The organism is Streptomyces hokutonensis, from assembly GCF_000376565.1.
Lineage (GTDB): Bacteria > Actinomycetota > Actinomycetes > Streptomycetales > Streptomycetaceae > Streptomyces > Streptomyces hokutonensis.
The window spans coordinates 57,028-68,403 of sequence record NZ_BARG01000050.1; the positions used below are offsets into that span (position 1 = coordinate 57,028).

An 11,376-nucleotide genomic window follows, 5' to 3' on the forward strand; every position below is an offset into this window, starting at 1 on the left:
GGGGAGCTGACCCGAAGTGCAGGACAAGATCATCGATCTGATGGACGAGCACCGTCGCAGGAACGGGTTCCTGACGCTCGTAGGGATGGCCGCACTGGCCGAGACGAACACCGTCTTCGACCCGTTCTCGACGCTGATCGCCGACGATGCCGAGATCGGTGAGGGCAACACCTTCTTCCCGGGTGTCGTGGTGCGCTGCGACGGCGGGACGTGTTCCGTCGGCAGCGGCAACACCCTCCACCCGTCGACGCTGGTGATCGCCGCGAACGGTGGGCGGATAGAGATCGGGGACGAGTGTTCCCTCGGCCCCGGCGGTGTGCAGATCAAGGCCGACCAGCCCGGCTCCGTGCTGTCGGTCGGCAACCGCGTCCGGCTGCTCAACGGTGCCGAGATCGTCGGAGCCAGCGTCATCGGTGACGGTGCCCAGGTCCTCGGGGCCATCTCGGCGCGGAGCGTCCGGCTGGCCGGAGGCGACGACTTCACCGGCGCCGATCCCGACCGCCGCGGCGCCGTACTCAAGGGAGCGGGCCTGGCCCGCGGGATCCGACTGGAGGCCGGTGAGGTGGTGAACGGCCTCGGCGACTTCGCCGCGGCGAGCGTCGAGCGCCAGCTCGCCTACCACCCGCGGAGCAAGTGACTGGCGGGACGCCGAACCACCGGGTCTGGGCAGGCCGGACCCGGTGGTCGTACGTCCCTCTGCTGTGCCCTGGATACGAGCCCTGGATACGAACAGGCCCTCAACCCAGCGGAGTTACACGCGCACCCGCTCGCCCTCGCCCGCCACCGAGGACGTGATCTCCTCCGGGGACTCGTCGTGGGTGAGGTCGGGAAGGCGGTGGAGCCACTTCGGGAAGTACCAGTTGCGCTCGCCGAGCAGTGCCATCACCGCGGGGAGCAGGACGCCCCGGATGACTGTCGCGTCGATGAGGACCGCCGCCGCGAGGCCGACGCCCATCTGCTTCATGGACTGCATGGACAGCGTGCCGAAGATCGCGAAGACGGCGACCATGATGATCGCGGCGCTGGTGACGACGCCGGCCGTGGTGACCACGCCGTGCTGGATCGCGTCGCGGGTCGTACGGCCGCGCAGCCTCGCCTCGCGGATGCGGGAGACGACGAACACGTGGTAGTCCATCGACAGGCCGAACAGGATCACGAAGAGGAACAGCGGCAGCCAGGTGACGATGGCGCCGACGCCCTCCGCGCCCACCAGCGAGGCGCCCCAGCCGTGTTGGAACACGGCGACGAGGATGCCGTATGCGGCGCCCACCGAAAGGAGGTTGAGGACGATCGAGGTGATCGCGACCGTCAGCGAGCGGAACGACAGGAGCATCAGCAGGAAGGCGAAGACCACGACGAACGCGAAGACCGGTACGACCGATCCGAGGAGCTGGTCGTTGAAGTCGTGCGAACCGGCGACCTGTCCGGTGATCGGTGCCTGGACGCCGTCGACCTTGCCGAGGGTGGCGGGGCGCACGTCGTCGCGGAGTTTCTCCAGGCTCTTCGCGGCCTTGTCCTGGTCGGAGCCGCCGACGAGCGGGACGGAGACGAAGGCGACGTTCTGCGCGTCGTGCAGCTTGATGTCGACCGGGCCGAGCGAGGCGCCCGAACTGACCGCCTGCGCCTTGAAGTCGGCCAACGCCTGCTTGACCTCGGGGGAGTTGATGTCCTTTGCCTTGACGACCACCTCGGCCGGCTCGGAGCCGCCGGGGAAGGCGTCGTTGACGCGGTTGTAAGTGCCCACGATCGGGAGGGAGTTGCCGAACTCCTGGTCGAGGGTGAGGTTCTCGGTCTTCATTCCGACGGCGGGAGCGGCGATCGCCAGCAGCGCGCCGGCCGCGACGAGCACGGAGACGAGCGGCTTGGCGAGCACGCCCTTCAGGACGGCGGTCCAGAACCGGCTCTCGCCGTTGCCCCGGCGGCCGCGCCGGCGCAGGAACGGGATACGGCCCTTCTCGACCCGCTCGCCCAACAGCGAGAGCAGCGCGGGCAGTACGGTCACCGAGCCGACCATGGCGACCGCGACGACCATCAGCGAGGCCAGGCCCATCGCCTCGAACTCGGCGAGCCCGGTGAACAGCATGCCCGCCATCGCCACGCACACCGTGACACCGGAGACGATGATCGCGCGGCCACTGGTCGCGGCGGCGATCCGCAGCGCGGCCCCGGCGTCGCGGCCGGCCTCGCGCTCCTCGCGTTCGCGGCGCAGATAGAACAGGCAGTAGTCGACGCCGACGGCCAACCCGACAAGCAGCATCACGGAGTTGGCGGTGTCGCTCATCGGCTGGACGTGGCTGACGATGCCCATCAGACCCATCGTCGCGATGATCGCGGTCATGGCCAGAGCCACCGGCAGCAGCGCCGCCACCAACGCGCCGAAGGCGATCAGCAGAATGCCGAAGGCGACGGGTACGGCGGAGTACTCGGCCTTCTTGAAGTCGTTGCCGAACGCGTCCTTGTACTGCTTCGCCATGCTGGCGCCGCCGATCTCCTCGATCCGCAGCGAGCCGTGGTCCTTCTGCACCCCGGCGACGGCCTTCAGCACCGGCTCCACCCGGTCGCCTGCGGTGTCCGCGTCGCCCCGCATGTCGAACTGGACGAGCGCGCTCCGGCCGTCCTTCGAGATCGTCCTCGTGTCGTACGGCGAGGTGACGTCCGTGACCTTGCCGGTCCCCTCGACGGCCTTGACGACGGCGGAGACCGCGGTGCGGAACTCGTTGTCCGTGGAGGTGACCGACGCGTCCTTCGACTGGATCAGGATGGTCTCACCGGCCGGTTCCTTGATCCCGGCGTCGTCGATGATCGTGGCGGCGGTGTGCGTCTCGCCCTTCAGCTGGTCGCCCTCGTCGACGTCCACGCGGCCCGCCGCCGAACCGATTCCCATCGCCAGCACCACGAACAGCACCCAGATGCCGACCGCGGCCCACCGGTGCCGGGCGCTCCAGCCGCCGGCCCGGGCGGCGAGCCCCCGTACCCGCGAATCTCCGTTCCCCATGACGGGCTTGCCCCCTTGTGCACGGTGACAGCCCCCTGCCGCCACCTCATGGATCGAAGGTATGCGCGGAATAAGAACGTCCCCTCGTGCTGACCGGTGAAGTACCGGCGGCCCGGCTCCTCCGCACGGACCCCGGGTCCTCACCACTGGGGAGGACAGCGGCCCCTTACATCTACCCGGCCGCCTCGGGGGTGGTGATCAGGGTGTCCGATGCGTCGGCCGGGGTCCGCTTTGTTATTAAGAAACCTTGTTGAACAAGTCACAGGTGCTTGTAGGTGTGCCCATAACTGTTGATCCGGAGCCACCTCATCCGCGAGAGTTTCCGCGCACCCACGCACCACAAGAAGCGGCCGTCGTGCCCACCCCCACGGGGCACGAAGGCCGCTTTATGGTGTGCGGATGACGACGACGTATGCGGCGCTGCTGCGCGGGATCAACGTGGGCGGCAACAAGAAGCTCCCGATGGCCGAGCTGCGCGCACTCCTCGAAGGCCTCGGACACGACGACGTCCGCACCTACCTCCAGAGCGGCCAGGCCGTGTTCACGAGCGGCCACGGGGACGAGGACTCCCACGCGGCGGAGATCGCCCGGGCCGTCGAGGAGCGGTTCGGCTTCACGGTCGACGTCGTCGTCCGCGACCACGCCTACCTCAAGGCCGTCGCCGACAACTGCCCTTTCCCGGCCGCCGAGTTGGAGGCCAAGCAGCTCCATGTCACGTACTACTCGCTGCCGGTCGCGGAGGACCGCTTCGAGGGGCTCGACCAATCCGCCTTCCTCCCCGAGGAGTTCCGCCTCGGCGACCGCGCGCTGTATCTCTACGCCCCCGACGGCCTCGGCCGCTCCAAGCTCGCCGTCGAGCTGGCCCGGCCGCGCCTGAACAAGGGGCTGATCGCCACCACCCGCAACTGGAACACCGTGCTCAAACTGGTGGAGCTGACCGGCGGTTGAGATCCCTCGTGGAGGGAGAGATCCAACTGTGCGAGGCTCGTTCCCATGCGCTACATCATCATCGGAGCAGGGGCGGTCGGCGGAGCCATCGGTGGCCGGCTGGCCGGGGCGGGGTGCGAGGTCGTCCTCGTGGCGCGGGGTGCGCAACGGGCGGCACTGGCCGAGCACGGGCTGCGGCTCAAGGTGCCGGACGGCGAGTCGACGTACCGGCTGCCGGTTGTCCAAGAGCCCGCGGAACTCGGTGAGTTGAGGCCCGACGACGTCCTCCTGCTCGCCGTCAAGACGCAGGACAGCGAGGTCGCGCTCGCGGCCTGGGGACCCGCGCCGGTCGCCGGCGGCGGTACGGCCGCCGAGCGGCTGCCCGTCGTGTGCGCGCAGAACGGGGTGGAGAGCCAGCGCCTGGCGCTGCGCCGCTTCCGGCGGGTGTACGGCGTCTGCGTCTGGCTGCCCGCGACCTTCGTCGAACCGGGCGTGGTCGCCGCCGAGGGCGCTCCCCTCACCGGCATCCTGCACCTGGGCCGCTGTCCGCACGGCACGGACGAGACCGCCCGGCTGATCGCCGCCGACCTGGAGAAGTCGCGGTTCGAGGCGCCGGTCGTGCCGGACGTCACGCGCTGGCAGTACTCCAAGCTGCTCGGCAACCTCGCCAACGCGATCGAGGCGGTCTCCGGGCCGCTCGGCAGCGAGGAGAGCTTCGCGTTCTACGGGCGGGTGCGGGCCGAGGGCGTGGCCGTGCTCGACGCGGCCGGTGTCGCGTACGCGAGCGCCGAGGAGGAGAAGGAGGCGCGCGGCGACAAGATCCAGCTCGTGGAGATCGAAGGCGCACCGCGCGGCGGCGGCTCCTCCTGGCAGTCGCTGAACCGGGGCACCGGCACCATCGAGGCCGACTACCTCAACGGCGAGATCGCGCTGCTGGGACGGCTGCACGGCGTACCGACACCCCTCAACGACCTGCTGCAACGGCTGGCCAACGGCTTCGCGCGCGAGCGCAGGGCGGCCGGTTCGCTGCCGTTCGACGAGCTGGTCCGCCTCGCCGACGAGGCTGTCGCGTTTGTTCAAGAGTCCTGACGGCGCGCTGCCTAGCGTGGGGTGCATGAGCAACGACGACCTGCACCCGGACCGGTCGAACCACCACGACCTGCACCCGTACATGATCGAATGCGCCGCCGAGGCGGCCCGAGTCGCGCGCGGTGTCCGTGCGACCCAGCTCGACGACCCCACGCACTGCCCTGACTGGGACGTCCGCGCGATGGTCAACCACTGGGTCCTCTACACCTCGCACGGCCTGGAGCACCGCGCCCTGCGCAAGCAGCTCTCCGAGGAACTCACCGCCCGCGACTTCACCGCCGACCCGGACTGGGCCAAGGCCTACGCCGCCCAGCTGGACCGGGCCGTCGCCGCCTGGGCCGACCCGGCGGTGTGGGAGGGCGAGGTCGACCTCGGCATGGCGAAGATGCCGGCCGACGAACTCGCCTCGATGATCATCAAGGAGCTGGCGGTGCACGGCTGGGACGTCGCCACGGCCACCGGCCAGGAGTACCGCGTCTCGGACGGCGCCGCCCGCCTCGTGTTCGACGTGGTCGAGAAGCACGGCGCGCTCTACCGCCAGTACGACGGCTTCGCCGACCCGGTGCCGGTACCGGACGACGCCCCGGTGTTCGAGCGGGCCCTCGCCTCCAGCGGACGGGACCCGAGGCAACAGGCCATGAGCACATTGGACCACTGAGATACCGGATGATTGGATCGAGAACTCGGCCCAATCGGCGGTTAGCGTTCCGTGTATGAGCACTGACACCGCCGTCCGCGTCGACTTCTACTTCGACCCCGCCTGCCCCTTCGCCTGGATCACCTCCCGCTGGCTGCTGGAGGTCGAGCGCGAGCGCCCGCTCGACCTCCGCTTCCACGCGATGAGCCTCTACCTCCACAACATCGGCAACGAACTCCCCGACTGGTACCGGGAGTTGGTCGACAGGTCGATCGGCCCGGTACGCGTCGCCGTGGCCGCCGCCGAACAGCACGGCGACAAGGTCCTGCGCGACCTGTACACGGCCTTCGGCGTCCGCATCCACGAGCGGCGCTACGACGACTTCGACGCCGTGATCGCCGAGTCCCTCGCCGAACTGGGTCTCCCCGCCGCACTCGCCGACGCCGCCCACGATCCGTCGTACGACGACGCCGTGCGCCGCAGTCATGAGGCGGGCGTCGAGGAGGAGTCGGGCGGCTATGTGGGGACGCCGACCCTGCACGTCGACGGGACGGTGTGGTTCGGCCCGGTGCTGCGGGCGATTCCGCGCGGCGCGAAGGCGGCCGAACTCTTCGACAGCTTCCGGGTGTTGGCCACGCACCCGGACCTCTTCGAACTGAAGCGGACGCGTACCGGGGGACTGTCCTTCGACTGAATGTCCACAGTGCGGACGGAGTTGTCGTCACGGAGTGACAAGAATGCCGGAAGAAGCGCAGTACAGAGTGCGGACGGGCCGTCCGGGTCCGACATCACAGGGGAGTGCCGGAACCGGGCGGCTCCCGTGTACCGTTCGGGCGCCACCTCGTTTAACTCCGGGACAGACCAGGCTTGTTGTCCCTAGGGTGAAGTGCGCGAATTCGGACGGAAGGGCGGGGGACAGTGGCGGGCAGGGTCCTACCGTCGTTGCCGCAGTACCGCAAGGACGGGGTGACGCGACGGCTGTGCGCGTCGGTCCATCTCGACGAGGCGTTCGCCCGGGAGGTCGACCACCGCCTCACGGGCGACCGGCTCACCGCCCTGGGCCTCACCCTCGGCATCAACTTCGTTGCCCTGGCCCGGCACGCCCGTGCGGCCCTGCTGCGGCGCGAGACACTCGACCGCCAACTCGCCTGGCTCTTCGCCGCGTTGATCCTCTCCCTGCTCGTCGCGGTATGGGGCCTCGTCGAAGGCCGCGGGTCCGTCGCCCTGGTCGGCGTCTACGGCCCGCTCGGCATCCTCGGCGCCTCCTGGTGGCTGGTCCGCCGCGCGGAGGTGCAGGCGCGGGACGCGGCGCAGGAGGTGTTCCGCAACCCCGACAAGGCCGAGAAGCTCGCCGCGCCCGTGGAGCCGGAGGCGGAGAGCTGGCTGCAGGAGCACTCGCTCAAGCGCGCCAACGTCCTGCCGTACGCGGACGCGGCGGCCCTCACCAACCCGTTCGTGGGCAGCGGCAGCAAGATCAAGGAAGTGGTCTGGCAGCCCATCGACGTCAGCAAGCCCGCCGAAGCGCCGAACGGCGGCAAGCTCACGATCCTGCCCTTCGACGCCGTCGACCTGCACACCTACATCGCCAAGGAGATGGAGGGCATCGCCGGTCTGCAGGGGCTGCGCGCCAAGAACCGGCTCTACGTCCTCGGCAGCAACGCCTACATGCTCCCCGAACTGCTGCCCGACCGCACCGCCCGGCCGCGCCCGCAGATCCCCCGGCAGTTCGTGCAGGCCGGGCTGCAGAGCCCCGGCGCGGGCATGCGCACCCATCTGTGCCTGGAGCGCGTCGGCGAGGGCGGCCGGATCATCGTCTCCATGTACCTGCGGGCGATCCTCAGCGGACCCAGCCTCACCTGGGAGGTCGCCTCCTACGCCATCCCGCCGCTGCACGGCCGCTTCTACCGGGTGGACCGGCTGCCGGTGGCAGGCGCCGAGAGATGGCGGAGCCTCTTCCGGCACGCCACCTCACGCACCTGGCCCGAACTGCGCGGCGCCGTCGGCCGGATCCGCGACCGGAGCAGGAGCCGCCGTACCGCCGAGAAGGCCCTGACGAAGCTGCGCCGGGACATCACCGAGCAGCACTGGATCGTCGACTACGGCGCCCACGACAGCCTGCGCGAGTGGATCGGCGACTGGAGCGAGGCGGGCTACGCCGAGCGCATCGACTCGCAGGACTTCCTCTTCCGGCTGCAGCAGGGCGTGTTGATCGCGACCGAGCGGTTCCTGAAGGACCATCACGTCGACACGAGTTCCTTCGACAAGGCTCAGCAGATCATCAACACCCAGACCTACAACATCTCCGGTGACATCACGGGCAACAGCAACTTCGGCAACCACGGACAGATCAACGTCAACGGTCAGCAGGGACACGGGGGTCCGGGGCAGGGCGGGGCACAACAGCCCCAGCCCTGAACCGGGCGCGGAACAGGAGCCGGCGTATGAGCACGTACAACTTCAACGGCAACATCAGCGGGCCGTCCAACTTCGGGGACCACGGTCGCATCGAGATCAACAACGGCACGGACGCGGCCGACGTGGTGCGGCTCGCCGAGCAGCTCGTGAACCGGCTGCGCGGCGACCACCCGGCGCTCGTCCCTCAAGCACAGGTCATCCAGGGCGAGTTGGTCCAGGCGGGCGAGGAGGGCCGGGCCGTCAACCGGGGCCGTGTCCGGGCCGCGCTGGAGACCATCACCATCGGCGTCGGGGCCGGCACCGGCGGGCTCGCCCTCATCGAGCAGCTGAAGCACGCGCTCGGCCTGTGAAGCGGCGGGGGCGCCCCGTTCCGACAGGGCGCCCCCGCACCTCACTTGGCCTTGACGACCGCCCGTGCCCCGCCCCCGAGGTCCAGTTCGAGGCCCGAGCGCAGGGGGACCGTCTGGCCGGGCTCGATCTGCTGTGAGCCGCCGTCGGAGCGGGTCCCCGTCCAGGTCGACTGCGAGCGGTTGGCGATGCCGAACCGGCCCGGTTTCGAGGGGTGTTCGACCAGTTCCGCGACCAGGCTCGCGTCCGAGCAGTCGTGCCGGGTCGGCTCCGCCTGAAGGTGGTGGGCCTGCACCCGGGCCGCCCGGCGCAGCCGGATGTGGTGCTCGGCGCGCGGCGGGGGAGTGGTCACCACCAGCCGCGGCGGGAGGACGAGTTGACTTCCGCAGCCCCAGCAGGCGCGGGCCGGCGGGTTCTCGCCCGGCTCCGTCATGTTCTCCCGCCCGCACGCGGCGCACTCCACGACCGAGTCCAGTACGGCCCGCAGCGCGTCCCGCCACTCCGACTCGCGGACCCGGGACGCCGGATCGCGCAGCCCGGTCGTGAACCCGCGCCGGAACAGGTCCTGGAGCTTCCCGGCCGCCGCGTCCCAGGTGGCCAGCACGGTCGCGTGCTCCATCGGGTCCGGCGCGTTGGAGTCGTCGGCCGGGTCGAAGACGAACAGCGGACTCCTGCCGTACAGCTTGCGCTCCGCCGCTTCGTCGAGGCAGTGGATGCCCAACTCCCGTTTGCCCTTCAGCGGGTGATGGTTCATCAGGAACATGAACAGCAGGACCGCGAGGGAGTGCAGGTCGGACTGGGTGCCGGGACGGGCGCCCGGCTCGGCGCGCACCAGCTCCGGCGCCATGAACTCCATCGTGCCCGAGATGCCGCTGACGTCGCCCTCGACCACGGCGTTGTCGTTGTCGCAGACCAGCACGTCACCGGTGGCCGGGTCGAAGAAGATGTTGCCCCAGGAGATGTCCCGGTAGGCGATGCCCCGCGAGTGCAGCGCCTGGTACGCCTCCACCGTGTACAGGCACGCCGTCAGCAACGCCCTTGGTGAGGTGCGCAGTTGGCGCCGGAACAGCGCGGGCAGCCCCTTGAAGTGGTCCGGCCGCAGGCCCATGAGGTACCCGAACGAGCCCCGGTACTCGGGCACATACGCCTCGGGCCACAGGAACCGGTCGTCGTCGAAGTCGCGGTCCACCAACTCCCGTACGATCGCGTCCTGTTCCGGTGTCGCGCAGGTCGGGTAGTACCACTTCAGGGCCATGTCCCCGGCCGGAGTCTTGGCCCGGTACACCTCGCCCTGGCCGCCCGCGCCCAGCATGTCGACGATCTGGATCTCTTCGCCGTTCTGCGCGGTCAGCCGGGTGCCGCTGTCGAGCATGCCGCTCATCTATGTCTCCGTCTTCGGTTCCGTGTCCATGGGCGGGGCCGCCGGCGCCGTCGGCGCGTGCCGCAGCGCCGCCGCGAGGGTGGTGTCGTCGCCCGAGTACTGCGAGGCCTGCCGCAGCCACTCCGGGAGCACGGCACGCACCCCCTCGCTGCCCTCCGTCGTCAGCCGGCCGTCCAGGCCCGCCACGAACTGCCGGTAGCCGTCGGCCGAGGCGAAGCTCTTCGAGAGTCCGTCCGTCGACAGCACCACCAGGCGCGGGGTGCGGGCCTCGTCGAACACCGGCGCCCAGTGCATCCGCACCGCGCTCCAGGCCTCCTTGCCGCACAGCGACTCCGTCTCGTCGCCGAGGTCCTCCTCGGCGGGGGCCAGCGGCCGGCTCAGGGTGCCGTCGTGCTCGACCACCGCGAGATCCCCGTCGCCGATCTGCCAGGCCACGAACAGCCACGGGGTGAGGACGGCGCCGATGAGCGTGGTGCCGTAGAGCAGCAGTTTCTCGCTCTGCCTCGGTTCCGGGGTGCCGGTGTCGGCGACCGGGCGGTGCCGGGACCAGTGGCCGAGGGCCTCCTCCCGCCAGTCCTGCACGAGGGCGCGCGGGAAGTCGTCGCGGGCGTAGGTCATCAGCCGGGTCAGGCGGCCCCGTTCATGGCAGTCGCGGGCCGCGCGGGCGAACAGTTCGGCCCGGCCGCGGAAGCGGTCCACGGCGAAGCGGGCGCCGATCTCGCTGCGGGAGTGGGCGGCCGAGCCGTGGCCGTCGGCGACCGCCAGCAGCAGCGGGTCGTCGCCGGAGCCGGTGCCCTCGCACGCGTACCAGTCCTGGTTGAGTTTCTTGCCGACGCCCCGCACGCTCTCGGCCAGCGTCTCCCAGCGTCGCACCCCGAGCGTCACCACACGTCGTCGTCATCGTCGTCGTCGATGACCGGCGGCGCGTACGGCTGCTTGGTGAGGGTCAGCCCCGAGGAACCGCCCGCGACCGGCTGCGAGGCCGCCTTCACCGCCGCCGTCGACGCCCAACGGATCGCCGCCGCCAGCTGTTTGGGGCTGTTGGCGTCCAGCGGCTGGAGCTCGGGGTTGCCCAGGAACTCCTGCAGCACACTGCGGTCCGCGTCGGCGCCGATCGCGATCGCGACCCGTACCGCCTTGCGGCCCCACGGTGTCGCGTCGATCGCCTTCAGCCCTGCCCGCCAGTCGTCGGTCGGGACCCCGTCCGACGCCAGCGCCAGCACCGGCTTCAGCGCGCGCTGCGGCATCGGCGGGCTCTGCAGCTCGCGCGAGACCAGGTGCAGGGCCTCGCCGAGGTTGGTCATGCCGTCCACCTCGACGTCCTGCCAGGTGAAGTCGTCGACCGGGACCGGGGTTTGATGGTGCCACTGGGCGGTGGTGGAGAACGTGACGGTCCGCAGCAGCAGTTGCGCCGCCGGGTTGTCGTGCGCCACCGACCGCATCTCCGGAATCGCTTCTCTGATCGCGTAGTTGAGCCGGGCGATCTTCTCGCCCTGCATCGAGTACGAGCAGTCGAGCAGCCAGATGAAGTGGACCGGCCGGTTCGCCATCGGCCCGCCGGGAATGTCGCTCACTCCGTGTCCT

Annotated in this window: 11 protein-coding genes; 7 read left to right on the forward strand and 4 right to left on the reverse strand. The window is 70.3% G+C overall.

The annotated features are described in order from the left end of the window. Positions 1 to 16 precede the first annotated feature (16 nt). Positions 17 to 637, forward strand: coding sequence for an LbetaH domain-containing protein (locus SSP08S_RS30630; protein ID WP_019071472.1), 621 nt, complete (start codon positions 17 to 19; stop codon positions 635 to 637). A gap of 114 nt (positions 638 to 751) precedes the next feature. Here the strand turns inward: SSP08S_RS30630 and SSP08S_RS30635 are convergent, their stop codons facing one another. Further along, entirely contained in the window at positions 752 to 2,995 is a 2,244-nt protein-coding gene (locus SSP08S_RS30635) for an MMPL family transporter (protein ID WP_019071473.1), read from the reverse strand. 399 nt (positions 2,996 to 3,394) lie between these two features. On the opposite strand from SSP08S_RS30635, the gene SSP08S_RS30640 reads away from it, so the two are divergent. The 6 genes from SSP08S_RS30640 to SSP08S_RS30665 all read left to right on the forward strand — a co-directional run bounded on the left by SSP08S_RS30640 (position 3,395) and on the right by SSP08S_RS30665 (position 8,413). Next, positions 3,395 to 3,943: a DUF1697 domain-containing protein gene (locus SSP08S_RS30640; protein WP_019071474.1), complete on the forward strand. Its 549-nt coding sequence runs from the start codon at positions 3,395 to 3,397 to the stop codon at positions 3,941 to 3,943. A gap of 45 nt (positions 3,944 to 3,988) precedes the next feature. After that, a complete protein-coding gene (locus SSP08S_RS30645; RefSeq protein ID WP_019071475.1) occupies positions 3,989 to 5,011 on the forward strand; it encodes a ketopantoate reductase family protein in 1,023 nt (340 codons plus the stop codon). Between the two features lie 25 nt (positions 5,012 to 5,036). Then, complete coding sequence (locus SSP08S_RS30650) at positions 5,037 to 5,669, forward strand: TIGR03086 family metal-binding protein (RefSeq protein WP_019071476.1); 633 nt, start codon at positions 5,037 to 5,039, stop codon at positions 5,667 to 5,669. A 55-nt stretch (positions 5,670 to 5,724) separates the two neighbouring features. Beyond that, complete coding sequence (locus tag SSP08S_RS30655; RefSeq protein WP_019071477.1) at positions 5,725 to 6,342, forward strand: mycothiol-dependent nitroreductase Rv2466c family protein; 618 nt, start codon at positions 5,725 to 5,727, stop codon at positions 6,340 to 6,342. 224 nt (positions 6,343 to 6,566) lie between these two features. After that, the gene (locus SSP08S_RS30660; protein ID WP_245607985.1) at positions 6,567 to 8,063 is read left to right on the forward strand and encodes an AbeC-like domain-containing protein; all 1,497 of its coding nucleotides are present in this window, start codon (positions 6,567 to 6,569) and stop codon (positions 8,061 to 8,063) included. A gap of 26 nt (positions 8,064 to 8,089) precedes the next feature. Continuing rightward, positions 8,090 to 8,413 (forward strand): hypothetical protein, encoded by a 324-nt coding sequence (locus SSP08S_RS30665; protein WP_019071479.1) that lies wholly within the window; start codon positions 8,090 to 8,092, stop codon positions 8,411 to 8,413. A gap of 41 nt (positions 8,414 to 8,454) precedes the next feature. Here the strand turns inward: SSP08S_RS30665 and SSP08S_RS30670 are convergent, their stop codons facing one another. From SSP08S_RS30670 to SSP08S_RS30680, 3 genes are read right to left on the reverse strand one after another with little or no spacing between them, the layout of a single operon-like run. Then, on the reverse strand, positions 8,455 to 9,792 hold the full coding sequence (locus SSP08S_RS30670; protein ID WP_019071480.1) for a serine/threonine protein kinase: 1,338 nt from the start codon (positions 9,790 to 9,792) through the stop codon (positions 8,455 to 8,457). Next, entirely contained in the window at positions 9,793 to 10,680 is an 888-nt protein-coding gene (locus SSP08S_RS30675; RefSeq protein WP_019071481.1) for a PP2C family serine/threonine-protein phosphatase, read from the reverse strand. Continuing rightward, on the reverse strand, positions 10,674 to 11,342 hold the full coding sequence (locus tag SSP08S_RS30680) for a vWA domain-containing protein (RefSeq protein WP_019071482.1): 669 nt from the start codon (positions 11,340 to 11,342) through the stop codon (positions 10,674 to 10,676). Before SSP08S_RS30680 ends, SSP08S_RS30675 begins: the two co-directional genes overlap by 7 nt. Positions 11,343 to 11,376 lie beyond the last annotated feature (34 nt).

What these genes read in the sequence shown, in the direction of transcription:
- SSP08S_RS30670 (WP_019071480.1), bottom strand. Translation starts at nt 9,792, where the DNA reads ATGAGCGGCATGCTCGACAGCGGCACCCGGCTGACCGCGCAGAACGGC.
- SSP08S_RS30635 (WP_019071473.1), bottom strand. Translation starts at nt 2,995, where the DNA reads ATGGGGAACGGAGATTCGCGGGTACGGGGGCTCGCCGCCCGGGCCGGC.
- SSP08S_RS30640 (WP_019071474.1), top strand. Translation starts at nt 3,395, where the DNA reads ATGACGACGACGTATGCGGCGCTGCTGCGCGGGATCAACGTGGGCGGC.
- SSP08S_RS30650 (WP_019071476.1), top strand. Translation starts at nt 5,037, where the DNA reads ATGAGCAACGACGACCTGCACCCGGACCGGTCGAACCACCACGACCTG.
- SSP08S_RS30655 (WP_019071477.1), top strand. Translation starts at nt 5,725, where the DNA reads ATGAGCACTGACACCGCCGTCCGCGTCGACTTCTACTTCGACCCCGCC.
- SSP08S_RS30680 (WP_019071482.1), bottom strand. Translation starts at nt 11,342, where the DNA reads ATGGCGAACCGGCCGGTCCACTTCATCTGGCTGCTCGACTGCTCGTAC.
- SSP08S_RS30665 (WP_019071479.1), top strand. Translation starts at nt 8,090, where the DNA reads ATGAGCACGTACAACTTCAACGGCAACATCAGCGGGCCGTCCAACTTC.
- SSP08S_RS30645 (WP_019071475.1), top strand. Translation starts at nt 3,989, where the DNA reads ATGCGCTACATCATCATCGGAGCAGGGGCGGTCGGCGGAGCCATCGGT.